Raw genomic sequence first — 24,963 nt, forward strand, 5'->3', positions numbered from 1 at the left:
TCAGGAATGCCCGAGACCGGCGTTTTCCCTTTGACCGCGGCGGCCCGTCGCGCCAAGATCGCCGTCAAAGCTTTTGGACCAAGGCGATGCTGCGCCGTGTTTTATTCGCCCTTTGCCTGCTGCTGGCGACCGTCTCGGCGGCCTTCGCCGAAAGGCGGGTGGCGCTGGTGCTGGCGACCGAGGACTACAAGTCCATCCGCAAGCTGGACAACCCGGTCAACGACGCGCGGGCGATGGAGACGCTGCTCGAATCCCTCGGCTTCGAGGTCTGGCTGGAGACCGACCGCGACCTGAAGCGGATGCGCCGGGCGCTGGAGGATTTCAAGACCGATGCCGCCGGCGCCGATGTGGCGCTGGTGTTCTATGCCGGCCACGGCGTGGCGCTGGACGGGGTGAACTACCTCTTGCCGACCGATGCCGATGCCACCTCCTCGGCCGCGCTGGCGGCCAGCGGCCTGCCGCTGGAGGAGGTCCGCGACGTGCTGGACGAGGTGGCGCCGATGGCGATCATGCTGCTGGACGCCTGCCGCGACGATCCCTTCGCCCAGGGCGCGACGGGGGACGGGCGCGGCGCCGTGCCGCTGTCGGGCGATCCGCCGGAGAAGAAGCCGCCCACCCCCGGGCTGGGGCGGATCGGCCGGGCCGACGGCGTCCTCTTCGCCTTCGCCGCCGCCCCCGGCGAGACCGCGGCGGACGGCAACGACGGCAACTCCCCCTTCACCTCGGCGCTCCTGCGCCATTTCGGCACCAAGGGGGTGGAGTTGAAATCGGCGCTGACGCTGGTGCAGCAGGATGTCTACGACCGCTCGCGCGGCAAGCAGCTGCCCTATATCGAAAGCGGCCTGGCCGAGTTGGTCTTCATCTCCGGCGAGGGCGATCTGCCCGAACGCGACCAGCTGCTGATGGCGATGGCCAGCATCACCCCCGAGCTGCGGCAGGAGGTGGAGGCGGTCGCGGCGGCGCATGACATGCCGCTGGCCCCGCTTTACGCGGCGCTGATCTCGGCCGACCTCGGCAGCCAGACCGCCGAGGACCGCCAGCGCCTGCTGCAGGAAGCGGCGGCCTCCTACGCGCAGTTCCAGCAGGGCCTGGTGAAATATGCCTCCAGCGACCCGCGGGTGGCCGAGCTGCGGGCCAAGGCCGAGGAGCAGCTGGCCCTCGGCGCCACCGCCGCCGCGCGCGAGCTGATCACCGAGGCCGCGGCCATCGACGCGCAGGCGCGGGAATCCCTGCAGGAGAACATCGCCGAGCTGACCGCGAACCTGGTGGAGCGGACGGTGTCCGAAGCCACCTCGCATGTGCTGAACGCCAATGCGGCCAAAACCGACCTGCGCTACGACCTGGCCATCGAGGACCTGACCAAGGCGGCCGAGCTTTATGCCTCGGTCAAGGACGGACTGGCCGACCGCGATACGAAATTCGCCTACAACGACGTTCTGCGCGATCTGGGCGATCTGCAGGTGCTGGCCGGCAACACCAATGCCGCCCTGGGCATCTACCTGACCCGCTCGGAATTCGCCGAGGCGCAGGTGGCGGCGAATCCGGCCGATTTCGGCTGGTCGCGCGAGCTGGTCTGGGCGATGAACTCGGTCGGCGTGGTGTTGCAGCAGCAGGGCTATCTGCGCGAGGCCGAAGAGGCCTATACCCGCGCCTACGAGGTGACGGCGAAGCAGAACGTCGACACGCCGAACGACCTGCTGCTGATGCGCGACCTGGAGGTGGCGCTGAACAAGCTGGGCGACGTGCGCTTCGCGCTGAACGACCTGAACGGCGCGCTGCTGGCCTATCAGGAGGGGCTGGGGATCAGCCAGTCGCTGCTGGACCAGGACCCGGAAAGCATCCTCTACAACCAGGACGTCTCGATCAGCCACGAGAGGATCGGCGACGTGCTGGTGGCGATGGGCGACCGGGCGGCGGCGCGCGACGCCTTCGACGTGTCGCTGATGATCTCGAAGAAGCTGGCCGACAAATATCCCGACGACATGGAGATCCGCCGCAACCTCTCGGTCTCCTACGAACGGCTGGGCGACACCATGCAGGCCGAGGGCGACCTGGACGCGGCGCTGGCGGCCTTCCTGGAGGCGCAGAAGATCCGCGACGACCTGCTGGCGCAGGACCCCGGCAACGCCACCCGCAAGCGCGACGCCGCGCTGATCTACGAGCGTGTGGGCGAGGTCTACAACCGCATGGGCGACGCCGGTTCGGCGCTGATGAACCAAGAGGCGGCGCGGGGGATGCGGGCCGAGCTGGTGGCGCTGGACCCGTCGAACATGCTCTGGGCCCGCGATCTGTCGGTCAGCCACGAGAAGGTGGGGATGATCTACCAGCAGGAAGGCGAATTCGCCGGCGCGCTGGAGGCCTTCTCCGCCTGCCGCGACCTGCGGCTGGCGATCGCCGCGGTGGACCCGGGCAACCTGTCGGCGCAGCGCGACCTGGCGATCTGCATCCACAAATGGGCGCAGGCCGAAGAGGGCTCGGGCGATCCGCAGGGCGCGCTTTCGGCGCACCGGACCGCGCTGGACATCCGCCGCGGCAATGCGGCGGCGGACCCGGAGAACAAGATCTACCAGCTGGACCTGACCTTCTCGCTGTCGGCCATGGGCAAGCTGAGCTGGACGCTCGGCGACCTCGACGCGGCGATGGGGTCCTATGACGAGACCATCCGCATCCTGCAGGCCATCGTGGCGCATGAGCCGGGCGACCTGCCCAGCCACTACGACCTGATGGTCTACAGCACCGACATGGCCGATGTGCTGTTGCAGCGCGGCGACCTGGAGGCCGCGGCCGGCTATGCGCAGCTGTCGATGGCGGCGGCCGATGCGCTGCTGGCGGCCGATCCGAAGCTCTGGGACTACCGCCACGGCAAGCTGGTGGCGGCCAACCGCCTGGGCGATGCCAAGGCGCGGCTGCAGGATGCCGCCGGGGCGCTGGAAGGCTACCGGGTGATGGCCGAGATCGGCTACCAGCTGGCCTCCGAGGACCCCTACAACACCGGCGCGGCCTGGGATTACGCGCTGGCGATGCTGCGGTCGGGCGAGCAGAAGCTGGCGTTGCAGGACTATCCCGGCGCGCGGGCCGACCTGGAGGTCGCGGTGTCGATGCGGCGCTGGCTGGCCGGGCAGGACCCGGCGGCGGTGCAGCCGCAGCGCGAGCTGGGATGGGCCTTGCAGAAACTGGCCGACAGCCATTTCTACGAGCAGAACTACGACACCGGCCGCCCGCTGGAGGAGGAGGCGCTGGCCATCTTCCGCTGGGTGGACACGCAGGAGCCGGGGCAGGTCTGGAACATCGTCGACCTGGCGACGGCGCTGGACCGCGCCTCCAGCTACTACGGCGATCCGGCGCCCTACCTGCGGGAATCGCTGGCGCTGCTGGAAGGCCTGCAGGCGCAGGGCACGCTGCCCGAGGGCTATCAGAGCTGGATCGACAATTACCGCAGCAAGCTGGGCGGCAATTGACCGGCGGGCCGCGTCCGGGCGGGAGCGGAGTCGGGGGCGGAGTCGGGGGGCCGGGGCTTGGCAAGTCCGGCGCTTTGCCTGTAAGACGGGCCGAGGCAAGCGGCCCCGCCCGGCGAAGGGCGGCGCGGAAGGAAGGGCGGACGGGTGAGCACTCCTGACAGTTTCATCGAGGAAGTGACCGAGGAAGTCCGCCGCGACCGGCTTTTCCGGCTGTTCCGCAAATACGGCTGGATCGGCGTGGTGCTGATCCTGGCCATCGTCATCGGCACCGCGGTGGTGGAATGGCGCAAGGCCCGGGCCGAGACGCGGGCCGAAGCCTTCGGCGACGCGGTGCTGGAGGCCTATGACCTCGGCAGCGCCGAGGAGCGGCGGGCGGCACTGGCCGGCATTGCCGCCGACGGCGAGCAGAAGACGCTGCTGGCGCTGATCGAGGCCTCGGACCCGGCCGAGGACCGCGCGGCGACGCTGGCCGCGCTGGACCGGCTGATCGCCGATGCCGCGCTGGCCCCGGTCTACCGCGACCTCGCGGTGCTGAAGCGGGTGCTGGTGGCGGGAGCGGAGATGCCGCTGGCCGACCGCCGCGCCGCGCTGGAGCCGCTGGCGGTGCCGGGCCGGCCCTATCGCCTGCTGGCGCAGGAGCAGCTGGCCTATCTGCTGGTCGAGGAAGGCAAGGCCGGGGACGCCATCGCCGCGCTGCAGGGCCTGATCCAGGAGCAGGGGGTTTCCTCCTCGCTGCGCGACCGGGCGGGGCAGATGATCATGGTATTGGGCGGCAAGCCGGTGGAACCCGCGGCGGCCGAAGCGCCGGCGCCGGACGAGGACATGGAGGCCGGGGCGGAGGACTGACCCCGCGGGGCAGGGACCGGAACCGGACGGAAACAGGATGAGGGCAGGCAAGGTGGCATTGGTGCATAGGCTGGGGCTTTTGGCGGGAGGGACCGCGCTGGCGCTGCTGGCCGCCTGCGGCGAGCGCGAGGTGATCCTGCCGGGCGAACGCTTCCCGGTGCGCGCGCCCCTGGAAGACAGCATCCCGACCGAGGACAATCCCAAGCCGCGGGCGCCTGCCGCGGCGGTGGCGGCGGAAAGCCGGCCGATCAGCCTGCCCGCGGCGCAGGCCAATGCCGACTGGGGCCAGCGCGCCGGCAACGCCCGCCACGCCGCGCCCCATGCCGCGCTGTCGAAGGCGCCGGTCGCGGTCTGGTCGGCCAATATCGGTGCCGGCAACAGCCGAAGGAACCGCATCTCCGCAGCGCCGGTGGTGGCTGGCGGCCGGGTCTTCGCCATGGACGCCGGCGCCACCGTCACCGCGCTGTCGACCGGCGGCGGCCTGCTCTGGCAGGCCGACCTGACCGCGGCCTTCGACAAGGGCGGCGGCGTCTCGGGCGGCGGGCTGGCGGCCGATGGCGCCCGGGTCTTCGCCGCCACCGCCTATGGCGAGGTGGTGGCGCTGGACGCGAAATCCGGCGGCGTGATCTGGCGGCAGCGCATCGACGCCCCCGCCATCGGCGCGCCGGCCATCGAGGGCGGCCGGGTCTATGTCTCGGGCCGCGACGGCAGCGCCTGGGCGCTGGACGCAGGCACGGGCAAGGTGGTCTGGCAGGTCTTCGGCGCCCCGGGCAAGTCCGGCTGGCTGGGCGCCGCCGCGCCGACCGTGGGCGACCGGGTGGTCTATTTCCCGTCGAACGCCGGCGACCTGATGGCGGTCTTGAAGCCCGGCGGCGGCACGCCGGTGTGGCATTCCTCGGCCGCGGGCAAGCGGCTCGGCCGGGCCTATGCCGGCAGCTTCGACATCACCGGCGACGCGGCGCTGGTCGGCGGCACGCTTTACGCCGGCACCGGTGCCGGGCGCACCGTGGCGATCGACGCCGGATCGGGCCAGCAGCTCTGGGGCGTGAACGAGGGCGCTATGGGACCGCTGGCGGTCGCCGGCGGCTCGGTCTTCCTGGTCAACGACGAGGCCCGGCTGGTGCGGCTGGATGCGGCCGACGGCTCGGCGATCTGGTCGGTCGAGATGCCCTATTTCGAGGCCCAGAAGATCAAGAAGCGCAAGGCCATCGTCGCGCATTACGGGCCGGTGCTGGCCGGCGGGCGGCTCTGGGTGGCGTCCTCGGACGGCCGGCTTTCGGCCTTCTCGCCCACCGATGGCGGGCTGGTCTACCAGACCGAGATCCCGGGCGGCGCGGCCGGGCAGCCGGCGGTGGCGGGCGGTGTCCTCTACGTCGTCACCACCAAGGGGCAGGTTGTGGCTTTCCGTTGAGGCTTTCCCCGTGTAAGGGGGGCGCTTCGACATGACGGACGCATGAGATGAGCTTTACCCTCGCCATCGTGGGCCGCCCCAATGTGGGCAAATCGACGCTGTTCAACCGGCTTGTGGGCCGCAAGCTGGCGCTGGTGGACGACACCCCCGGCGTGACCCGCGACCTGCGCGAGGGCGAGGCGCGGCTCTTCGACCTGCGCTTCACGGTGATCGACACCGCCGGGCTGGAGGAGGTCACCGACGACAGCCTTCAGGGGCGGATGCGCCGGCTGACCGAACGCGCGGTGGACATGGCCGATGTCTGCCTGTTCCTGCTGGACGGGCGGGCCGGCGTCACGCCCTCGGACGAGGTGTTTGCCGACATCCTGCGCAAGAAGGGCGCAAGGGTGATCCTCGGGGTGAACAAGGCCGAGGGCAGGGCAGGGGAATCCGGCGCGCTGGAGGCTTATTCCCTTGGGCTTGGGGAGCCTTTGCGGCTGTCGGCCGAGCATGGCGAGGGCATGGATGACCTCTACGCCGTGCTGCGCCCGCTGGAGGGCGAGTTCGCCGCCCGCGAGGCCGAGATCGCCCCCGAGGTCGAGGTCGAGCTGACCGAGGAAGAGGCCGAGCAGGAGGCGGATGAATTCGCCCACCGGCCGACCGCGAAGAAGCCCTTGCAGATCGCGGTGATCGGCCGGCCGAATGCCGGGAAATCGACGCTGATCAACCGCATCCTCGGGCAGGACCGGCTGCTGACCGGGCCGGAGGCCGGGATCACCCGCGACGCCATCTCGGTCAAGGCCGACTGGATGGGCACGCCGATCCGCATCTGGGACACCGCCGGGATGCGCAAGAAGGCCCGCGTGGTCGAGAAGCTGGAGAAGCTGTCGGTCGCCGACGGCCTGCGGGCGGTGCGCTTCGCCGAGGTGGTGGTCGTCCTTCTCGACGTGGAAATCCCCTTCGAGACCCAGGACCTGCGCATCGCCGACTTCGCCGAGACCGAGGGCCGCGCGGTGGTGGTCGCCGTCAACAAATGGGACCTGGAGGACGACAAGCAGGAAAAGCTGGCCGAACTGAAGGAGATGTTCGACCGACTGCTGCCGCAGCTGCGCGGGGCGCCCCTGATCACCGTCTCGGGCAAGACCGGCCGCGGGCTGGACCGGCTGCACGACGCCATCATCCGCGCCCATGATGTGTGGAACCGCCGGGTGCCGACCGCCCGGCTGAACACCTGGCTCGGCGCGATGACCGAGGCGCATCCGCCGCCCGCCCCGGGCGGCCACCGGATCAAGCTGCGCTACATCACCCAGGCCAAGACCCGGCCGCCGGGCTTCGTGGTGAAATGCTCCCGCCCCGAGGAACTGCCGGAAAGCTACAAGCGCTATCTGGTCAACGGCTTGCGCGAGCATTTCGACATGCCCGGCACGCCGATCCGTCTCTATTTCCGCGGCCAGGGCGACGAGAATCCCTGGAAGGTGCGCAAGTTCAACACGCCGTCGCGGCTTAGGAAGCACAAGGACAAGATGAAGCCGAAGGGGTAGCGATCTCCGCGCGGAAATCGCACCGGAATTCGCGCGAATTCCGGTGCCTTCGGGTCAGGCCAGTTCGCCGGTCGCCGAGATGCGGGTCTTGCCGCCGAGGTAGGGGTGCAGCACCGCCGGCAGCTCGACCGAGCCGTCGGCCTGCTGGCCGTTCTCCAGCACCGCGATCAGGCAGCGGCCGACGGCGAGGCCCGATCCGTTCAGCGTGGCGACGAATTCCGGCTTGCCGCCGCCCGCCGGGCGGTAGCGGGCATTCATCCGCCGGGCCTGGAAGGTGCCGCAGGTCGAGCAGCTGGAAATCTCGCGGTAGCGGTTCTGGCCGGGCAGCCAGACCTCCAGGTCGTAGGTCTTCTGCGACCCGAAGCCCATGTCGCCGGTGCAAAGGACGATGGTGCGATAGGGCAGGCCGAGCTTTTCGAGGATCGCCTCGGCGCATTTCGTCATCCGCTCGTGCTCGGCCAGCGCGGTGTCGGGGGTGCAGATCGTCACCATCTCGACCTTCTCGAACTGGTGCTGGCGCAGCATTCCGGTGGTGTCCTTGCCCGCCGACCCGGCCTCGGAGCGGAAGCACTGGGTATGGGCGGTCATCCGCAGCGGCAGGGTGCTGCCCTCGACGATCTCGCCCGCGACGACGTTGGTCAGCGTCACCTCGGAGGTGGGCACCAGCCACCAGCCGTTGGTGGTCTGGTAGCTGTCCTCGGCGAACTTGGGCAGGTTGCCGGTGCCATACATCATCTCGGGCTTCACCAGCACCGGGGTCCAGGTCTCGGCAAGCCCGTGTTCGGTGATGTGGGTGTCCAGCATGAACTGCGCCAGGGCCCGGTGGACACGGATGACGGCGCCCTTCAGCACCACGAAGCGGCTGCCGGAGAGTTTCGCGGCGGTCTCGAAATCCATCCCGGGCTTCACCCCGGGGATGTCGAAATGCTCCCGCGGCTGGAAGTTGAAGCTGCGCGGGGTGCCCCAGCGGCGGACCTCGACATTGTCGTCCTCGTCGCGGCCCTCGGGCACCTCGTCCAGCGGCAGGTTGGGGATCACCTCCAGCGCCGCCTTCAGCCGGGCATCCTCGGCGGCGGCCTCCTCGGTCAGCCGCGCCACCTCGGCCTTCTTCTCGGCCACCAGCGCGCGCAGCCGCTCGAACTCCGCATCGTCGCCGCGGGCTTTGGCGGCGCCCACCTCTTTCGAGGCGCGGTTCTGCTCGGCGGTGGCGGTCTCGGCGGCGAGGATCTTCGCCCGCCGCCCCTCGTCCAGCGCCAGCAGGTCCGGGGACATGGGCGCCAGTCCCCGGCGGGCGAGGGCCGCGTCGAAGGCGGCGGGGTTTTCCCGGATGGCGCGGATGTCGTGCATTTTGGCCTCTCGTCGCTGGTCTTCGCGCGCGCTTATGCCAGATCGGCCGGGGCGGGGAAAGGGCGGGGCAGGGCGGCGGCGAAGACACTGTCGCGGGGCAAGAAACGCTCCGTTGCGCAGCCGCCCATTGATCCGGGGCGGTCCTCCGGTCTACCGCGGGGGCGGGGCGAAGGAAGGGCAAGCATGGCGGAGGACGGAGGGGCGAAGGCCCGGGCCAAGGGGGCGGAGTATCGCCGCGCGATCGACCTGCTGCGATTCCTGGCCGCCGCCGGCATCGTGCTGGACCATGCGCTGGCCTGGGGCTTCGTCGGCTATCCCGCGCTCGGGCTGTTCCTGATCCTGACCTCGTATTTCGGTGTCGGCACCTACCGGCGGTCGATGACGGGCGGCGCCGGCGCGGCAGGGTTCTGGGCGGCACGGGCGAAGCGCATCCTCGTCCCCTGGCTCTTCTGGTGCGCCTTCTACCGGGTGGTCTGGGAGGTGGTCTCGGACGAGCCGTTCCATCTCCTCTCCAACCCCTTCACCCTGCTGATCGGCCCCTCGATCCACCTGTGGTTCCTGCCCTTCGCCGCGGTGGCGCTGATCTTCATCCCGGCCATCGCCCGGGATGTCGAGACCGGGCGGCAGCTGGCCTGGGCATCGGCGGCGCTGATTCCCTTTTCCATCGCGCTCGGCCTGATCCATGCAAAATCGGGGCTGGAGGGCTGGCAGATCGCCGGCAGCCCGATCCCGCAGCCGGTGCCGCAATGGGCCTTCTCGCTGCCGATCTACATCTGGGGGGCGCTGGCGGCGGTGTCGCACCGGCTGCGGGCGCCCGGGGTGACGCTGGGGGCGGCGGCGGTTTCCAGCGGCATCATGCTGGCGCTGGACTGGGACGTGGCCAGCATCCAGATGCTGCTCTGCGCCGTGGTGTTCGAGATCTTCTACCGCCTGCCCTGGAAGGGCGAGTGGATGACGAAGCTGGCGGGCTATGCCTTCGGCATCTACCTGATGCACCCGTTCTTCCTGCTGGTGGGCTACAAGCTTTTCGGGGCGCAGATGGACAAGGCGCTCGGCTTCGGCATCGCTTTCTTCGGGGCCTGGGCGGGAACCTGGGCGTTCAAGCGGCTGCCGGTGCTGAAGGGGATGGTCTGAGCGGAGCGTCCCTCGGCCAGTCCATGGCGAAGGCCATTGCCTTCGCCACGGCGCGACGCTTCCCCTTGTCCCGGCCGGGCCCCAAAGGCCCGGCCAGCGCCCGCCCGCCCCTCGGCGGGCGCTTCACGCCCGCCCGGTCGGGCGCTGGCCTCTCCCGGTCTCGTGTCGCCACCGTCTCCGGGTGCAACCCTTTCGCACGGGCGGGGGCGAGGCAGTGCCTCGCCTGATCCCGCCCGGCCCGCAGTCCGCGAAGGCCCCACACGCCCGCTTGACCCGCTGCCCTCTGGCATCGCCGCCGAAAACCCCTTACATGGGCCGCAACGCGCCGGAACCGGCGCCTCTGTCCATCAGGAAAGGATGCCCATGTTCGCAACCCCCGCCTTCGCGCAATCCGCAGGCGACGCCGGTGCCACCGGCGTCCTCGGCTCGATGCTGATCCCGATGGTCCTGGTCTTCGGGATCATGTATCTGCTGATCATCCGGCCGCAGCAGAAGCAGGCCAAGACCCACAAGGCGATGATCGAGGCCCTGCGCCGCGGCGACCAGGTGGTGACCCAGGGCGGCATCGTCGGCAAGGTCTCGAAGGTGCAGGAAGACGGCATGGTCGAGGTCGAGATCGCCGAGGGCGTCAAGGTCAAGGTCCTGCGCCACACCATCACCACGGTGCTGAACAAGACCGAACCCGCGGCCGGCTGAGACCGGAGGCCAGCCGCCACCCCCGGGGCCGGGTCCCGGGAAACCCCGCGAAAGAAAAGACCGAGGCCCCGCGATGACCCCTACGGCGCTGTGGAAACGTGCCCTGATCCTGATCTTCTGCCTCTGGGGGCTGCTGGCGGCGATGCCGAACGGCTTCTATCCCAGGGTCGAGGCGCATAACGACGCCGTGACCGAGATCGAGAAGGCCGAAGGCGTGGCGACGCCCGAGCAGGAGGCGGCGCGGGCCGGCTGGCCCTCGTTCCTGCCGTCGGCGCTGATGAACCTCGGCCTCGATCTGCGCGGCGGGGCGCATCTGCTGGCGCGGGTGGAACTGGCCGATGTCTACAAGAGCCGGATGGACGGGCTCTGGCCCGAGGTGCGCGACGCGCTGCGCGGCATCCGCGACCAGGTCGGCGCCGTGCGCCGCGCGCCCTCGCCCGACGGCGTGCTGCGGGTGACGATCTCCAACCCCGAGGCGATGCCCGCCGCGCTGGCCGCGGTGCAGGCGCTGGCGACGCCGGTCACCTCGCTGACCGGGGTGGGCCATACCGACATCGAGGTCACCTCGGACGGCGCCGACATCGTGGTGCAGCTGTCCGAGGCCGAGAAGCGCGCCACCGACGACCGCACCATGCAGCAGAGCCTGGAGATCATCCGCAACCGGGTCGACCAGGCCGGCACCCGCGAGCCGACGATCCAGCGCCAGGGTTCGGACCGCATCCTGATCCAGGTGCCGGGCATCGGCTCGGCCGCCGAGCTGAAATCGCTGATCGGCACCACGGCGAAGCTGACCTTCCACCCGGTGGTCGGCCGCACCGACAATGCCGGCGCCAGCCCGGGCGCGCGCAACCTGCTCTTGCCCTCGCTGGACGAGAAGGGCATCTACTACATCATCGAGGAAAGCCCGGTGGTCACCGGCGAGGAACTGCGCGACGCGCAGCCCGCCTTCGACCAGAACTCCAACCCCGCGGTCAGCTTCCGCTTCGACGGCGTGGGCGCCCGTAAGTTCGGCGACTACACGACGAACAACGTCGGCAAGCTTTTCGCCATCGTGCTGGACGACACCGTGATCTCGGCCCCGCGGATCAACCAGCCGATCCCCGGCGGATCCGGCATCATCACCGGCAGCTTCACCATCGAGGAAGCCACGCAGCTGGCCGTGCTGCTGCGCGCCGGCGCGCTGCCCGCGAAGATGGAATTCCTGGAGGAACGCACCATCGGCCCGGAACTCGGCGCCGATTCCATCGAGGCCGGCAAGAAGGCCGCCATCATCGGCGCCATCGCCGTCATCGCCTACATGGTGCTCAGCTACGGCATGTTCGGCTGGTTCGCCAATATCGCGCTGATCCTGAACGTGGTGATCATGATCGCGGTGCTGTCCACCATCGGCGCCACGCTGACGCTGCCCGGCATCGCCGGGATCGTGCTGACCATGGGGATGGCGGTGGATGCCAACGTGCTGATCTTCGAGCGGATACGCGAGGAATTGCGCGCCGGGCTCAGTCCGGCCAAGGCCTGCGAGGCGGGGTTCGACCGTGCCTTCTCGGCGATCATGGACGCCAACATCACCGGGCTGCTGACCGGGATCATCATGTATTGGGTCGGCTCCGGCCCGGTGCGCGGCTTCGCGGTGACCTTCACGCTGGGGATCATCACCTCGATGTTCACCGCGGTCTATGTCACCCGGCTGGTGATCGAGCTTTACCTGAACTGGAAACGGCCGAAGGCCATCGTGGTCTGAGGGAGGAACGGCAATGGCATTCCGTCTGAAACTGGTCCCCGCCGAGACCAACATCGACTTCTTCCGCGTCCAGTGGCTGACCTTCGGCCTGTCGATCGTGCTGATCGTGCTTTCGATCGGCATCGTCGCGGTGAAGGGGCTGAACTTCGGCGTCGACTTCCTGGGCGGCACCACCATCCGCACCGAATCCACCACCCCGGTGGATGTCGGCGCCTACCGCGACGCCCTGCAGCCGCTGGACCTGGGCGACGTGACCATCACCGAGGTCAACGACCCCGGTTTCCGCGACGACCAGCATGTCGCGCAGGTCCGCATCGGCGCCCGCGAGGGCGAGGAGGCGGTCACCCCCGAGGTGATCACCGAGGTCGAGGCGGCCTTGCAGGCGGTGGACCCGGCCATCGTCTTCGCCGCGGTCGAATCGGTCGGCCCCAAGGTCTCGGGCGAGCTGATCTGGTGGGCGATCATCGCCGTCACCGCCGGCTCGGTCGGCATCCTGATCTACATCTGGATGCGGTTCGAATGGCAGATGGCGGTCGGCACCGTCGCGGCGATGCTGCACGACGTGATCGTCACCCTGGGGATCTGGTCGCTGTTCGGGCTGAAGTTCGATCTGTCCATCGTGGCGGCGCTGCTGACCATCCTCGGCTATTCGGTCAACGACACCGTGGTGATCTTCGACCGGCTGCGCGAGAACCTGGCGAAATACAAGACCATGCCGCTGCGCGAGATGATGAACCTGACCGCGAACGAGACGCTGAGCCGCACGGTGATGACCGCCTCGACCACGCTGATCTCGCTGATCGTGCTGATCGTCTGGGGCGGCGACGTGATCCGCGGCTTCGTCTTCGCGATGATCCTCGGCGTGTTGCTGGGCACCTATTCCACCCTCTACATGGCGAAGAACATTGTGTTGTTTCTCGGCGTCGACCGCGGCGACAAGCCGAAGAAGAGCGCCAGCGAATTCGCCGATGTCGAGGCCTGAGTCTTGCGCCTGACCGAGATCAGCTACGGCTCGGCCCAACCCGTGCAGGGCTACGGGCCGGGCTTCTTCCGCATCGGCGGCCATGTGCTGCGCGGGGCGGCGCTGATCACGCCCTGGGACGCCGGCCCCTGGGGCGGGCTGGAGGATCTGGAGGCGCCGCTGTCGCTGCAGGGGCGGATCGATGTGCTTCTGCTCGGCATGGGGGCCGAGATCGCCCATCCGCCCGCCGCCTTCCGCGAGGCGCTGGAGGCGGCCGGGATCGGGGTGGAGGTGATGACCTCCCCCGCCGCCTGCCGCACCTACAATGTGCTGTTGAGCGAAGGCCGCCGCATCGCTGCGGCGCTGCTGCCGGTGGGCTGAACGGGTTTTCGCCGAAAACCCGAAACCACGATTTTTCGACGAAAAATCGGCCTGCGGCAGTTGGGCGCTTTTGCGCCGCCGGCTCTTGCGCTAGGGCTGGCCCATGGAAATGCGCGTCTCCGATCTGGCGGTGCAGCGCGGCGGCATCGTCGTGCTGGAGGGCCTTTCGTTCACCCTGCCGCCCGGCCGGGCGCTGGTGCTGCGCGGGCCGAACGGCGTGGGCAAGACCACGCTCCTGCGGACGCTGGCCGGGTTGCAGCCGGCGGTGGCGGGCGAGGTCTCGATCCCCGCGGAAAGCCTGGCCTATGCCAGCCATGCCGACGGGCTGAAGGCCACGCTGACGGTGGCGGAGAACCTGGCCTTCTGGGCCGCCGTCTACGGCACCGGGCTGGTGGAGGATGCGCTGGCGGGGATGAACCTGCGCGAGTTGCGCAACCGTTGGGCGGCCAGCCTCTCGGCCGGGCAGAAGCGGCGGCTGGGGCTGGCGCGTCTGCTGGTCTCCGGCCGGCCGATCTGGGTGCTGGACGAGCCCACCGTCAGCCTCGACGCCGCCTCGGTGGCGCTGTTCGCCGCGGTGGTGCGGGCGCATCTGGCGGCGGGGGGATCGGCGCTGCTGGCCACCCATATCGACCTCGGCCTCGACGAGGCCGAGGTGCTGGACCTGACGCCCTTCCGCGCCACCTCGCGCGCCGCGCGGCAGGATGCCGGCTTCCAGGAGGCCTTCCTGTGACCGCGCTTCTGATCCGCGACCTGCGGCTGGCGGTCCGCGCCGGCGGCGGCTTCGGCCTCGGCCTCGCCTTCTTCCTGCTGGTGGCGGTGCTGGTGCCGCTCGGCGTCGGGCCGGAGGGAGGAACCTTGGGCAAGATCGCCCCCGGCATCCTCTGGGTCGGGGCGCTGCTCTCCTGCCTCCTCTCGCTCGACCGCATCTTCGCTCTGGATTTCGAGGACGGCTCGCTGGACCTGCTGGCGACCTCGCCCCTGCCGATGGAGGGGGCGGTGGCGGTGAAGGCCCTGGCGCACTGGCTGGTGACCGGCCTGCCGCTGACGCTGGCCGCGCCGGTCCTGGGCGTCCTGCTCTACCTGCCCGCCAGCGGCTACGGCTGGCTGGTGGTCTCGCTGCTGATCGGCACCCCGGCGCTGTCGGTGATCGGCGCCTTCGGCGCGGCGCTGACCGTGGGGGTCAAGCGCGGCGGGCTCCTGCTCAGCCTGCTGGTGCTGCCGCTCTACGTGCCGACGCTGATCTTCGGCGCCGAGGTGGTGAAGCGCGGCGCGGCGGGGATGGAGATCGCCACGCCGCTGGCGCTTTTGGCGGCGATCACCGCCGGGGCGGCGGCGCTCTTGCCCTTCGCCTCGGCTGCGGCAATCCGCGTCAACCTGCGCTAGAGCGATACGTGATAGTGACTTGAGCCGACGCGCCCGGGGATTTAACCAAGCACCATGTCGATCTGGGAATATGCCAATCCGAAGAAGTTCATGGCCCTGTCGGGCCGGGTCCTGCCCTGGGTGGCGGGGCTGGCGGCGCTGACGCTGGCGGCCGGGCTGGTCTGGGGGTTCTTCCTGACGCCCGACGACTACAAGCAGGGCTCCACCGTCAAGATCATCTACATCCATGTCCCCGCGGCCTCGGCGGCGATCAACGCCTGGGCGGTGATGCTGATCGCCTCGCTGGTCTGGATCGTCCGCCGCCACCATGTCTCGGCGCTGGTCGCCAAGGCGGCGGCGCCGGTGGGGCTGACCTTCACCCTGATCGCGCTGGTGACCGGGGCCTTCTGGGGCCAGCCGATGTGGGGCACCTGGTGGGCCTGGGACCCGCGGCTGACCAATTTCCTGATCTTCGCGCTCTTTTACCTCGGCTATATCGCGCTGTGGGAGGCGGTGGAGAACCCCGACACCGCCGCCGACCTGACCGGCGTGCTCTGCATCGTCGGCTCGGTCTTCGCGCTGCTTTCCCGCTATGCGGTGCTGTTCTGGAACCAGGGCTTGCACCAGGGTGCCAGCCTGTCGATGGACGCGCAGGAGAACGTCTCGGACGTCTACTGGATCCCGCTGGTGATCTGCATCGCCGGGTTCGAGCTTCTGTTCCTGGCGCTGGTGCTGGTGCGGGCGCGGACCGAGATCCGCACGCGGCGGGCGCAGGCGCTGATGGCGCGGGAGAGGCTGGCATGATGCCCGATCTGGGGAAATACGCCTTCGCGGTGCTGGGGTCCTACGGGGTGACGGCGCTGCTGCTGGCGGGCCTTCTGGTGCTGACGCTGGTGCAGCGGGCGCGGGCCAAGCGGCTGCTGGCCGAGGCCGAGGCGCGGATGGAGAAGGCCGATGGCTAGATGGGCAATGGCGGTGCCGCCGGTGATCTTCGCCGGGCTGGCGGCGATGTTCTGGCTGGGCATGGACGGGCGCAACCCGCAGGACCTGCCCTCGACCTTCATCGGCAAGCCGGCGCCGGCGGTGCCGCCGACCGGCCTGCCCGGAGTGGCGCAGCTGACCGACGCCGACCTGCGCACGGGCGAGGTGACGGTGGTCAATTTCTGGGCCAGCTGGTGCCCGCCCTGCCGGGCCGAGCATCCGGTGCTGACCGAGATGGCCGGGCGTGGCATCCGCGTTGCCGGCATCGACATGATGGACGCCGAGAAGGACGCGCTGGCCTATCTTTCGCGCGAGGGCAATCCGTTCTTCGCGCTCGCCACCGATCCGCAGGGCCGCAACCGGGTGGAATGGGGTGTGACCAACCCGCCGGAGACCTTCATCATCGGCGGCGACGGCACGGTGCTGTTCAAGTTCGTCGGCCCGCTGGTGGGCACGGACTACGAGACCCGCTTCAAGCCGGCGCTGGAAGAGGCGCTGAAGTGAGGGCGGCGCTGGTCCTGACGCTCTGCGCCGGGGCGGCAGGGGCTGAGGGGCGGCCCGATCCATCCTTCTTCACCGGGATCTATGAGCGGGTCGGCCGCGACGGCACCGATCCGCCCGGGCTGCTGGACGACCTTCTGCGCATCCAGCCGACGGTGCAGGGCTGGGGGCTGCTGGTCACCCGCTGCGACGGGCCGGGCGAGTTGAGCTGGCCGCTGGAACTGCGGCCGAGCAGCTATGACGAAGTGCCGAACATCCTGGTGGCCGGGGGCGGTCCTCCCGATCTCTGGTGCCAGTATTTCACCGACCACAGCAACTATCCGATCCTGACCTGCGAGGCGGCGAGCGGCGCGCGCTTCACCCTCTGGGCGGTGACGGACGACCGGGCGGCGGATTGCGGCGCGGGTTTGCCCTGAGCCGCCGATTTCTTCGCAGAAATCGGGCCGGAGCCTTCGAAGGCTCCGTCGCGGAATTCGCGCGAATTCCGCTGCCCTGCCTCCCGCTCTGCTTGTCCGGCCGGGGCCATGCGCTCCTTCCGCAGCGGATTGGCGGGGTGAACCCCGCCCTACATCCCCGCCAGCACCGCAATCGCCAGCGTGGCGAGCATCAGCTCTCCCCAGGGCAGCGAGGGCAGGGGGCGGGGCGCGGCGTCGATCCGGCTTTGCGGCAGGAGAGGGGGCAGGCGGGGGTCCATGGCAGCGGCCTTTCCGGTTGGTCCGGGGCCAGCATGGCAGGCTTTCCTGAACGGGAACTTAACAAGAACAAATGGCGCTGCCCACCGCTCCGTTTCAGTCCGCGATCCGCAATGCGCTGTATTCGCCGGCCAATTGCGCCCGCCGGGCCGCGAGGTCGCCGCTTATCATTCCCGGAATGAGGAAGAGATCGACCAGCAGCCAGATGCCCCAGAAGACCAGCGGCACCAGTAGGAAGATACCCGTCAGGAGCAGTAGGATCTGGATGACCGCGGTTCCGGGTCGCCCCAGATAGAATCGATGCGCGCCTAATCCGCCTAGGAAAAACCAGAGCAGATAGGCCACCCCAGTGGATTTGCGCTCATTGGCCAAGCGCGCCTCGATCAGCATGTGCTGCTGGGTGTTCAGTGTCATCGCATCCCTCGTTCCGATGTTCACGGGACGGTAACAGGTCCATGAACAGTTTCAACCCCGAGGGGAGGGGGGGCGAGGCTGCGACATTTTCGCCTGCCGGCAAGGAGGGCCGGCTCGGCCCCCCTTCGTGTTGCGCTTACGACGCCGCGAGGTTGCGCAGCACGTAATGCAGCACGCCGCCGTTCTCGACATATTCGATCTCGATGGCGGTATCGATCCGGCACTTGATCTGGATCGTCCTGGTGGTGCCGTCGGCATAGGCGATGTGGCAGGGCACAAGGCTCAGCGGCTTCAGCCCGCCCGCCAGCCCCTCGATGCTGACCACCTCGTCGCCGGTCAGGCCGAGGGTCTTGCGGTTCTCGCCCGGCAGGAACTCGAAGGGGATCACCCCCATGCCGACGAGGTTGGAGCGGTGGATGCGCTCGAAGCTCTCGGCGATCACCGCCTTCACCCCCAGAAGCGCGGTGCCCTTGGCCGCCCAGTCCCGCGACGACCCGGCACCGTATTCGATGCCGCCGAAGATCACCAGCGGCGTGCCCTGCGCCTGATAGTCCATCGAGGCGTCGAAGATCGAGCACTGCTGCCCGTCCGGCCCCTTGGTGTAGCCGCCCTCCACCCCGTCCAGCATCTCGTTCCTGATGCGGATGTTGGCGAAGGTGCCGCGCATCATCACTTCATGGTTCCCGCGGCGGGCGCCATAGGAGTTGAACTCCGAGACCGGCACCTGCCGTTCGACCAGGTATTTCCCGGCCGGGGTGGTGGGCTTGAAGGAGCCTGCGGGCGAGATGTGGTCGGTGGTGATCATGTCGCCCAGAAGCGCCAGCACCCGCGCGCCGGTGATGTTGCTGATCACCCCCGGCTCCCTGGCCATGCCGCGGAAATAGGGCGGGTTCTGGATATAGGTCGAGGTCGGCGGCCAGTCGTAGGTCTCGCTGTCCGAGACCTCCACCGCCTGCCACTTCTCGTCGCCCTTGAACACGTCGGCATACTTGGCCTGGAAGGCCTCGCGCGTCACCGTGGCATGGACCAGATCGGCGATCTCCTTGTTGGTCGGCCAGATGTCCTTGAGGAACACCTCCTTGCCGTCCCTGGAAATCCCGATCGGGTCCTTGGTCAGGTTGACGTTCAGGTCGCCGGCGATGGCATAGGCCACCACCAGGGGCGGCGAGGCGAGGAAGTTGGCCCGCACGTCGGGTGAAATCCGGCCCTCGAAGTTGCGGTTGCCCGACAGCACCGCGGTCGCCACCAGGTCGTTGTCGTTGATCGCCTTCGAGATCGCCGGGTCGCCCAAGGGCCCCGAGTTGCCGATGCAGGTGGTGCAGCCGTAGCCGACCAGGTTGAAGCCGATGGCGTCGAGGTCCTCCTGCAACCCGGCGGCCTGCAGGTATTCGCCCACCACCTGCGACCCCGGCGCCAGCGAGGTCTTGACCCAGGGCTTGCGGGTCAGGCCGAGCGCGCGGGCCTTGCGCGCCACCAGACCGGCGCCGATCATCACATAGGGGTTCGAGGTGTTGGTGCAGGAGGTGATCGCCGCGATCACCACCGAGCCGTCGCGGATGCTGTAGTCCTTGCCCTCCACCGGCACGGTCTTGCGCGGATCGACCGGCGGGGCCACCGGGGCCGGGCCCTCCGCGGCCATCTCCAGCGCCGGCTGGGTCACGTCGATGCCGCGGTAATCGGCGACGACCTTGTAGAAGCTGCGGGCGGCGTCGGACAGCGGCAGGTAATCCTGCGGCCGCTTCGGCCCCGAGATGGCGGGGACGATCTCGGACATGTCGAGATGCAGGGTGGAGGTGTAGATCGGGTCGTAGTCCGGCCCGCGCCAGAAGCCGTTCTCCTTGGCATAGGCCTCGACCAGGGCGATGCGGGATTCCTCGCGGCCGGTGTTGCGCAGGTAGCGCAGGGTCTCGTCGTCGATGGGGAAGAAGCCGCAGGTCGCGCCGTATTCCGGGGCCATGTTGGCGATGGTGGCGCGGTCGGCCAAGGGCAGGTTGTCCAGCCCCTCGCCGTAGAATTCGACGAACTTGTTGACCACGCCGTGCTTGCGCAGCATGGCGACGACCTTCAGCACCAGGTCGGTGGCGGTGGTGCCCTCGACCATCCGCCCGGTCAGCTTGAAGCCGACGACTTCCGGGATCAGCATCGAGACCGGCTGGCCCAGCATCGCCGCCTCGGCCTCGATCCCGCCGACGCCCCAGCCGAGCACGGCAAGGCCGTTGACCATGGTGGTATGGCTGTCGGTGCCGACCAGCGTGTCGGGGTAGGCGACGAGGTTGCCGTTCTGGTCGGTGTCGGTCCAGATCGTCTGGGCCAGATATTCCAGGTTGACCTGGTGGCAGATGCCGGTGCCGGGCGGCACCACGCGGAAGTTGTTGAAGGCGTTCTGGCCCCATTTCAGGAAGACATAGCGCTCCATGTTCCGCTCGTATTCGCGGTCCACGTTCATCTGGAAGGCGCGGGGGGTGCCGAATTCGTCGATCATCACCGAATGGTCGATGACCAGATCGACCGGGTTCAGCGGGTTGATCTTCTGCGCATCGCCGCCGAGGCCCTTGATCCCGTCGCGCATCGCCGCCAGGTCGACCACCGCCGGCACGCCGGTGAAGTCCTGCATCAGCACCCGGGCCGGGCGGTAGGCGATCTCGATCGGGTTCTTGCCGCCCATCTTGCCCCAGTCCGAGAAGGCGCGGATGTCGTCGACGGAAACCGTCTTGCCGTCCTCGAAGCGCAGCATGTTCTCCAGCACCACCTTCAGGCTGGCGGGCAGGCGCGAGAACTCGCCCAGGCCCGCGGCCTCGGCCGCCGGGATCGAATAGTAGGAAACGGTCTGGCCGCCGGCGGTAAGGGTCTTGCGGGTGTTCTGGCTGTCGTGTCCGACGGTGACGGTCATGCTGCGGGCCTCCTTCACTGGCTGGCGTGCCTTGCGCCCCACATGCCCGCAAGGGGGCTGCGACGCAAGGGAATCATTGGGCTCGGGCGTGATTGTATGCAATTGTATGCCGAAGCGCCAGAGCCTTCGCACGGCTCCTCCGGCGCCTTCGGCTTGTCGTCGCGGACCCTCGTCCCGAGGAGAAGCCGGAGGCGCCGACGAGGACAGGATGGAGCCGAAACGCCATATGTGACGGACAATCGCAATTCCTTGATTGGCACCTGCCCGGCGGCTTGCCTATAACCCCGGGGCAGGGGATCACCAGGACCGGAACGACAGGATGCGACAATTGGTCGGCGCCGCTTGCGGCCTCTGGGCGGCACTCGTCCCGCCCGTTCTGGCCGAACCCGTGGTGGTGGTGGAACTTTTCACCTCGCAGGGCTGTTCCTCCTGCCCGCCGGCGGACGAATTCCTGGAGGCGCTGGTCAAGGACCCGCGGGTGATCCCGCTGTCGCTGCATGTCGACTACTGGGACTACATCGGCTGGGAGGACAGCTTCGCCGATCCGAAGTTTACCGAGCGGCAGAAGGCCTATGCCCGCGCCATCGGCTCGCGGATGATCTACACGCCGCAGATGATCGTCGACGGCGAGGACCGGGTCGAGGGCTATGCCCCCGAGGAGCTGGCGGTGCATCTCGGCGACCATCTGGCGCAGCCGGCCCGGGTGACGCTGACGGTGGAGCGCCGCGGCGATCTGCTGGTGATCCGCGCCGACGCCGACCCGCCGCTGACCGCGCCGGTGCGGGTGCAGCTGGTGCGCTACCGGCCCGAGGAGACGGTGGAGATCCAGCGCGGCGAGAATGCCGGCAAGGTCATCACCTACCGCAACATCGTCACCAGCTGGGACAATCTGGGCGACTGGCCGGGCAATGCGCCGCTGGAACTCTCGGCCCCGGTGCAGGGCGCCGAGCCGGCGGTGGTGATCGTGCAGGAGGAAGGCCCGGCCTCGATCCTGGCGGCGGCAAGGGCGGAATAGGCCGCGACCATTCCCCGGCTTCCTTGGCGAAGGCCATCGCCTTCGCCACAGTGCAACGCTTCCCCTTGTCCCGGCCGGGACCACAAGTCCCGGCCAGCGCCCGCCCCGCCCTCGGCGGGCGCTTCTCGCCCGCCGGGTCGGGCGCTGGCCTCCCGGGGTTATGCGCTGCCATCGTCTCCGGGTGAACCGTCGCGCACGGGCGGGGCGAGGCAGTGCCTCGCCTGTTCCCGCCCGCGGACGGCGGGGGGGCGGCGGGGTGAAACCCCGCCCTACGATGTCGGGTCATCCCGTAGGGCGGGGTTTCACCCCGCCGCCCCAGCCGCCCTAATCGTCCTTCGGCAGGGCCTCCAGCCGCTGCCCGCCCTTCCAGCGGCGGTGGATCCAGAACCACTGGTCCAGGTGCTGCCGCACCAGCGCCTCCAGGCTGTCGTTCAGGGCCTGGGTCATCGCCTCCGGCGGGCCCGGAGGGATCGGCTCCTCCACCAGGATGGTGAAGGACAGCCCGTCCGGCCCGCGGATGCCGTAGATCGGGACCAGCAAGGCGTCGTATTTCAGCGCCAGCTCCGCCGCCGACAGCGCGGTCAGCGCGGTCTTGCCGAAGAAGCGCAGCGGCGCGCCGTGGCCCATGTTCTGGTCGATCACCATCCCCAGCATCCCGCCGCTGCGCAGGTGGCGCACCATCTCGGCCAGCCCCTTCTTGCCGCGCGGGAACAGCGGCCGGCCGATCGAGCCGATGGCGCGCTCGTAATGGGCGTTGAAGAACGGGTTCGCCATCGGCATGTAAAGCGCGCCGACCCGGTAGCCCCTGGCGATCAGCGCCGCCCGGCTGGCGTCGTAATTGCCGAAATGCCCGGTCACCAGGATCACCGGCCGGCCCGCCGCATGGGCGGCCTCCAGCGCCGTCACGCCCTTGCCGGTCAGCGGATGGCTGACGGCATGGGCGACGAACTCGGCGCCGGAATAGATCTCGATCACGGTGCGGCCGACGTTGTCGGCCACGTTGCGCACGATCCGCTCGACCTCCGCCTTCGGCAGGTCGGGCAGCACATGGGCGAGGTTGTCGCGGATGCGCCTGCGGTAGCCCGCCACCGGCGCGACCACATGGGAGACCGCCCAACCGCAAAGCGGCACCCGCCAGCGGTAGGGCAGCAGCATCAGCCCGCCGATCAGGCCGCGCAGGAAGCGGTCCTGAAGCCAGTGGCGGAGGTCGAAGGGCGGTGTCTCGTCAGCCATCAGGATGCCGCGGCGCGGGCCGAAAGGGTTTCGCGGTGCCAGACATAAAGCCCCGCCCCCACGATCACAAGCGCGCCGGCCACCGTCCAGCCGTCGGGCCACTGGCCGAAGAGCACGATCCCCCAGAAGGCGGCGAAGACGATGCCCAGATAGGCGAAGGGGGCGACGATCCCGGCCTCGGTGATCGAGAAGCTGCGGATGATGCAGAGCTGCGCCCCGGTGCCGAGGCAGCCGATCAGGGCGAATTTCCACAGATCGGCGGCGGCGATCGGTTGCCAGACGAAGGGCAGGGCGGCGCCGGCCAGGATCGTGCCGAACAGCGCGGCATAGATCATCGAGCCCCAGACCGGCTCCTGCGCGCCGATCCGGCGGGTCAAGAGCGCGCTGCCGGCATAGGAGAGCGCGCAGAGAAGCGGCAGCACCGCCCACCAGCTGAAGACGCCGGCGCCCGGCCGGATCACGATCAGCGCGCCGACCAGAGCGACGGCGACCCCGGCGATGCGGCGTGGCCCCAGCCTTTCGCCCAGGAACAGCGCCGCGCCGAGAGTGATCAGCACCGGGTTGATGTCGGTGATCGCGGTGGCCTCGGCCAAGCCGATATGCGGCAGCGACAGGAAGAAGAAGGTGGTCGCCCCGAACTGGAAGGCCGAGCGCCAGAAATGCAGCAGCGGAAACCGCGTCCGCAGCATCGGCCCCAGCCTGGGCCCGAGGATCAGGAGGACCAGCAGCAACTGCCCGGCAAAGCGCGTCCAGACCACCAGCGGCGCCGGATAGCGCGCGATCAGCCCCTTGGCGGTGGCGTCCATCGCGGTGAACAGCAGGATCGCCAGGATCATCAGCAGGATGCCGCGGGTCGGGCTGGAAGGGGGCAGGGCTGTCATGGCCGCGCGACCCTAGGGGCGGGAAGGGGCGGGGGCAAGGGGGGCAGGTTGACCGGCAGGGGCGAGGGTGCGACCCTTGCGGCAGGCTTTGGGGGCCCGCCCGCGGCGCCCCGCCGGAAGGGAATGGCGATGAAACGCTGGATAGCCTGGATCCTCGGCCTGATTCAGGCCGCCGCCCTCTCCGCGCAGGCGGAGCCGCTTTCGACCGGGCAGCACCTGGCCGAAACCTTCCTGCGCGGCAATGTGGAGGAGATCTGGACCGCCTCGACCGCGGAGATGCGCGCGGCCTTCGGCTCGGTCGATGCCCTGGCGGCGCTGCGCGAAGACCTGGACGGCTTCGGCACGGAAGAGGCGGTGCTGTCCGAAAGCGTGGAGCGGCAGGCGGGCCATGACGTCTTCACCCGGCGGTCGCGCTGGTCCGGCTCCGCCGCGCCGCTGGAGCTTGTCATCGCGCTGGACGGGGAGGAGCGGATCGCCGGCTTCTTCATCCGGCCGCAGCCGGTTGCCGCGCCCAGTCCGCATCTGGACTACCGGACCCGGGCCAGGCTGCGCCTGCCGGTCGAGGGCGAGTGGTTCGTCTACTGGGGCGGGCGCGAGATCGAGGACAATTATCACGCCGCCGATGCCGGGCAGCGCTTCGCCCTCGACCTGCTGGTCCTGCGCGACGGGCAGAGCCATGCCGGCGACCCCTCGGCGCTGGACAGCTATCATTGCTGGGGGCGCCCGATCCTCGCCCCGGCGGAGGGCGTGGTGGTGGCGGCCGTCGACGGGCTGCCGGACCAGCCCATCGGCAGCGCCGACCCGGCAAACCCGGCGGGAAACCATGTGGTGATCGACTTCGGCAACGGCGAATACGGCTTCCTGGCCCATCTGCGGCGGAACAGCCTGCGCGTCGCCGTGGACGACCGCGTTGCCGCGGGGCAGGAGATCGGAAGCTGCCGCAACAGCGGCAACACCTCAGAGCCGCACCTGCATTTCCATCTGCAGACCAGCCCCCGGCTCGGCACCGGCGAGGGCCTGCCGGCGCAATTCACCGGCTATCTGGCGAACGGCGTGCCGGTCGAGCGGGGAGAGCCGCGGAAAGGGGAAACCATCCGCTCCGCCGATTGACGGTTGCGCGCCGCCTCAGGATGGGGGCGTCCGGTGGGCGGCGGTCCCTCTCCGCCTCAGCCCAAGGGAAGCGGTTCGGCAAGGAGGATTCCGACCCGCGCCACCGCGGTCCGCCCGGCTGCGACGGCTTCACTCCGAGTTGCCGCCTCAGGCCAAGCGTGTCGACCTATGCGAAGGCGAGGATACCGACCCGCGCCGCCGCCTCGGACCAAAGGGGCGTCATGCGGACTGGAAGTTGACCGGCCCATGAAGGCGAACTCTGTCCCTTCTCCGCTGTTCCGCGACACCGCAGGCGGCACTCCGGCCGGTCATCGGGGCGGGACGCCCTCACTCCTCCTCGGTCACCTTTGCCAGTCGCCCTTGCACTCCGGTTCCTCCGCCGCTGCCGC

At 69.4% G+C, this 24,963-nt stretch carries 23 protein-coding genes; 17 read left to right on the plus strand and 6 right to left on the minus strand.

Features of this window, described 5'->3' with window-relative positions; all coding sequences use genetic code 11:
* Positions 1-86 precede the first annotated feature (86 nt).
* From G5B31_RS14915 to der, 4 genes are all read left to right on the plus strand, one after another.
* Positions 87-3,458: a caspase family protein gene (locus tag G5B31_RS14915; protein WP_165018992.1), complete on the plus strand. Its 3,372-nt coding sequence runs from the start codon at positions 87-89 to the stop codon at positions 3,456-3,458.
* 144 nt (positions 3,459-3,602) lie between these two features.
* Positions 3,603-4,304 (plus strand): hypothetical protein, encoded by a 702-nt coding sequence (locus G5B31_RS14920; protein ID WP_165018993.1) that lies wholly within the window; start codon positions 3,603-3,605, stop codon positions 4,302-4,304.
* Positions 4,305-4,341: 37 nt separating this feature from the next.
* Positions 4,342-5,715 carry a PQQ-binding-like beta-propeller repeat protein gene (locus G5B31_RS14925; protein ID WP_165018994.1) on the plus strand — a complete coding sequence of 458 codons (1,374 nt, stop codon included), beginning with the start codon at positions 4,342-4,344 and terminating at the stop codon, positions 5,713-5,715.
* A 47-nt stretch (positions 5,716-5,762) separates the two neighbouring features.
* Entirely contained in the window at positions 5,763-7,235 is a 1,473-nt protein-coding gene (gene der / locus G5B31_RS14930; RefSeq protein ID WP_165018995.1) for a ribosome biogenesis GTPase Der, read from the plus strand.
* A gap of 54 nt (positions 7,236-7,289) precedes the next feature.
* Here der and serS read toward each other — a convergent pair whose 3' ends face one another.
* Positions 7,290-8,582, minus strand: coding sequence for a serine--tRNA ligase (gene serS, locus G5B31_RS14935; protein WP_165018996.1), 1,293 nt, complete (start codon positions 8,580-8,582; stop codon positions 7,290-7,292).
* Positions 8,583-8,765: 183 nt separating this feature from the next.
* On the opposite strand from serS, the gene G5B31_RS14940 reads away from it, so the two are divergent.
* The 11 genes from G5B31_RS14940 (at position 8,766) to G5B31_RS14990 (ending at position 16,755) form a co-directional block, all read left to right on the plus strand.
* Positions 8,766-9,716 (plus strand): acyltransferase, encoded by a 951-nt coding sequence (locus tag G5B31_RS14940; protein WP_165018997.1) that lies wholly within the window; start codon positions 8,766-8,768, stop codon positions 9,714-9,716.
* A gap of 363 nt (positions 9,717-10,079) precedes the next feature.
* Positions 10,080-10,412, plus strand: coding sequence for a preprotein translocase subunit YajC (gene yajC / locus G5B31_RS14945; protein WP_165018998.1), 333 nt, complete (start codon positions 10,080-10,082; stop codon positions 10,410-10,412).
* Positions 10,413-10,485: 73 nt separating this feature from the next.
* Entirely contained in the window at positions 10,486-12,153 is a 1,668-nt protein-coding gene (secD, locus tag G5B31_RS14950) for a protein translocase subunit SecD (protein WP_165018999.1), read from the plus strand.
* A gap of 13 nt (positions 12,154-12,166) precedes the next feature.
* On the plus strand, positions 12,167-13,135 hold the full coding sequence (secF, locus tag G5B31_RS14955) for a protein translocase subunit SecF (protein ID WP_165019000.1): 969 nt from the start codon (positions 12,167-12,169) through the stop codon (positions 13,133-13,135).
* Positions 13,136-13,138: 3 nt separating this feature from the next.
* The gene (locus G5B31_RS14960) at positions 13,139-13,495 is read left to right on the plus strand and encodes an Mth938-like domain-containing protein (RefSeq protein WP_165019001.1); all 357 of its coding nucleotides are present in this window, start codon (positions 13,139-13,141) and stop codon (positions 13,493-13,495) included.
* Between the two features lie 103 nt (positions 13,496-13,598).
* Positions 13,599-14,225, plus strand: a complete 627-nt coding sequence (gene ccmA / locus G5B31_RS14965) for a heme ABC exporter ATP-binding protein CcmA (RefSeq protein WP_165019002.1) — start codon at positions 13,599-13,601, stop codon at positions 14,223-14,225.
* Positions 14,222-14,878 carry a heme exporter protein CcmB gene (gene ccmB / locus G5B31_RS14970; RefSeq protein ID WP_165019003.1) on the plus strand — a complete coding sequence of 219 codons (657 nt, stop codon included), beginning with the start codon at positions 14,222-14,224 and terminating at the stop codon, positions 14,876-14,878. Before ccmA ends, ccmB begins: the two co-directional genes overlap by 4 nt.
* Positions 14,879-14,932: 54 nt before the next feature.
* A complete protein-coding gene (locus tag G5B31_RS14975; RefSeq protein ID WP_165019004.1) occupies positions 14,933-15,661 on the plus strand; it encodes a heme ABC transporter permease in 729 nt (242 codons plus the stop codon).
* The gene (gene ccmD / locus G5B31_RS14980) at positions 15,658-15,819 is read left to right on the plus strand and encodes a heme exporter protein CcmD (RefSeq protein ID WP_165019005.1); all 162 of its coding nucleotides are present in this window, start codon (positions 15,658-15,660) and stop codon (positions 15,817-15,819) included. Before G5B31_RS14975 ends, ccmD begins: the two co-directional genes overlap by 4 nt.
* Positions 15,812-16,342 (plus strand): DsbE family thiol:disulfide interchange protein, encoded by a 531-nt coding sequence (locus G5B31_RS14985; RefSeq protein ID WP_240904438.1) that lies wholly within the window; start codon positions 15,812-15,814, stop codon positions 16,340-16,342. The genes ccmD and G5B31_RS14985 overlap by 8 nt, the downstream gene beginning before the upstream one ends.
* On the plus strand, positions 16,339-16,755 hold the full coding sequence (locus G5B31_RS14990; protein ID WP_165019006.1) for a hypothetical protein: 417 nt from the start codon (positions 16,339-16,341) through the stop codon (positions 16,753-16,755). The genes G5B31_RS14985 and G5B31_RS14990 overlap by 4 nt, the downstream gene beginning before the upstream one ends.
* Before the next feature lie 149 nt (positions 16,756-16,904).
* Here G5B31_RS14990 and G5B31_RS21405 read toward each other — a convergent pair whose 3' ends face one another.
* From G5B31_RS21405 to acnA, 3 genes are all read right to left on the minus strand, one after another.
* Entirely contained in the window at positions 16,905-17,033 is a 129-nt protein-coding gene (locus G5B31_RS21405) for a hypothetical protein (RefSeq protein ID WP_276616191.1), read from the minus strand.
* 94 nt (positions 17,034-17,127) lie between these two features.
* On the minus strand, positions 17,128-17,445 hold the full coding sequence (locus G5B31_RS14995; RefSeq protein WP_205911961.1) for a TM2 domain-containing protein: 318 nt from the start codon (positions 17,443-17,445) through the stop codon (positions 17,128-17,130).
* A 136-nt stretch (positions 17,446-17,581) separates the two neighbouring features.
* A complete protein-coding gene (acnA, locus tag G5B31_RS15000; protein WP_165019007.1) occupies positions 17,582-20,335 on the minus strand; it encodes an aconitate hydratase AcnA in 2,754 nt (917 codons plus the stop codon).
* Between the two features lie 319 nt (positions 20,336-20,654).
* Here acnA and G5B31_RS15005 point away from each other — a divergent pair, with 319 nt between their 5' ends.
* Complete coding sequence (locus G5B31_RS15005) at positions 20,655-21,350, plus strand: thioredoxin family protein (RefSeq protein ID WP_165019008.1); 696 nt, start codon at positions 20,655-20,657, stop codon at positions 21,348-21,350.
* A gap of 324 nt (positions 21,351-21,674) precedes the next feature.
* Here G5B31_RS15005 and G5B31_RS15010 read toward each other — a convergent pair whose 3' ends face one another.
* Both G5B31_RS15010 and G5B31_RS15015 read right to left on the minus strand, forming a co-directional pair.
* Positions 21,675-22,583, minus strand: coding sequence for a lysophospholipid acyltransferase family protein (locus G5B31_RS15010; protein ID WP_165019009.1), 909 nt, complete (start codon positions 22,581-22,583; stop codon positions 21,675-21,677).
* Positions 22,583-23,464 carry a DMT family transporter gene (locus tag G5B31_RS15015; protein ID WP_165019010.1) on the minus strand — a complete coding sequence of 294 codons (882 nt, stop codon included), beginning with the start codon at positions 23,462-23,464 and terminating at the stop codon, positions 22,583-22,585. Before G5B31_RS15015 ends, G5B31_RS15010 begins: the two co-directional genes overlap by 1 nt.
* 129 nt (positions 23,465-23,593) lie before the next feature.
* Here G5B31_RS15015 and G5B31_RS15020 point away from each other — a divergent pair, with 129 nt between their 5' ends.
* Positions 23,594-24,574, plus strand: a complete 981-nt coding sequence (locus G5B31_RS15020) for a M23 family metallopeptidase (protein WP_205911962.1) — start codon at positions 23,594-23,596, stop codon at positions 24,572-24,574.
* The last annotated feature ends 389 nt before the right edge of the window (positions 24,575-24,963 follow it).

It is taken from the genome of Rhodobacter sp. SGA-6-6 (genome assembly GCF_011043545.1).
Classification (GTDB): Bacteria; Pseudomonadota; Alphaproteobacteria; order Rhodobacterales; family Rhodobacteraceae; genus Pseudogemmobacter.

What these genes read in the sequence shown, in the direction of transcription:
- G5B31_RS14915 (WP_165018992.1), top strand. Translation starts at nt 87, where the DNA reads ATGCTGCGCCGTGTTTTATTCGCCCTTTGCCTGCTGCTGGCGACCGTC.
- G5B31_RS14925 (WP_165018994.1), top strand. Translation starts at nt 4,342, where the DNA reads ATGAGGGCAGGCAAGGTGGCATTGGTGCATAGGCTGGGGCTTTTGGCG.
- der (WP_165018995.1), top strand. Translation starts at nt 5,763, where the DNA reads ATGAGCTTTACCCTCGCCATCGTGGGCCGCCCCAATGTGGGCAAATCG.
- serS (WP_165018996.1), bottom strand. Translation starts at nt 8,582, where the DNA reads ATGCACGACATCCGCGCCATCCGGGAAAACCCCGCCGCCTTCGACGCG.
- G5B31_RS14940 (WP_165018997.1), top strand. Translation starts at nt 8,766, where the DNA reads ATGGCGGAGGACGGAGGGGCGAAGGCCCGGGCCAAGGGGGCGGAGTAT.
- yajC (WP_165018998.1), top strand. Translation starts at nt 10,080, where the DNA reads ATGTTCGCAACCCCCGCCTTCGCGCAATCCGCAGGCGACGCCGGTGCC.
- secD (WP_165018999.1), top strand. Translation starts at nt 10,486, where the DNA reads ATGACCCCTACGGCGCTGTGGAAACGTGCCCTGATCCTGATCTTCTGC.
- secF (WP_165019000.1), top strand. Translation starts at nt 12,167, where the DNA reads ATGGCATTCCGTCTGAAACTGGTCCCCGCCGAGACCAACATCGACTTC.
- ccmA (WP_165019002.1), top strand. Translation starts at nt 13,599, where the DNA reads ATGGAAATGCGCGTCTCCGATCTGGCGGTGCAGCGCGGCGGCATCGTC.
- G5B31_RS14975 (WP_165019004.1), top strand. Translation starts at nt 14,933, where the DNA reads ATGTCGATCTGGGAATATGCCAATCCGAAGAAGTTCATGGCCCTGTCG.
- ccmD (WP_165019005.1), top strand. Translation starts at nt 15,658, where the DNA reads ATGATGCCCGATCTGGGGAAATACGCCTTCGCGGTGCTGGGGTCCTAC.
- G5B31_RS14985 (WP_240904438.1), top strand. Translation starts at nt 15,812, where the DNA reads ATGGCTAGATGGGCAATGGCGGTGCCGCCGGTGATCTTCGCCGGGCTG.
- G5B31_RS21405 (WP_276616191.1), bottom strand. Translation starts at nt 17,033, where the DNA reads ATGGACCCCCGCCTGCCCCCTCTCCTGCCGCAAAGCCGGATCGACGCC.
- G5B31_RS14995 (WP_205911961.1), bottom strand. Translation starts at nt 17,445, where the DNA reads ATGACACTGAACACCCAGCAGCACATGCTGATCGAGGCGCGCTTGGCC.
- acnA (WP_165019007.1), bottom strand. Translation starts at nt 20,335, where the DNA reads ATGACCGTCACCGTCGGACACGACAGCCAGAACACCCGCAAGACCCTT.
- G5B31_RS15005 (WP_165019008.1), top strand. Translation starts at nt 20,655, where the DNA reads ATGCGACAATTGGTCGGCGCCGCTTGCGGCCTCTGGGCGGCACTCGTC.
- G5B31_RS15010 (WP_165019009.1), bottom strand. Translation starts at nt 22,583, where the DNA reads ATGGCTGACGAGACACCGCCCTTCGACCTCCGCCACTGGCTTCAGGAC.
- G5B31_RS15015 (WP_165019010.1), bottom strand. Translation starts at nt 23,464, where the DNA reads ATGACAGCCCTGCCCCCTTCCAGCCCGACCCGCGGCATCCTGCTGATG.
- G5B31_RS15020 (WP_205911962.1), top strand. Translation starts at nt 23,594, where the DNA reads ATGAAACGCTGGATAGCCTGGATCCTCGGCCTGATTCAGGCCGCCGCC.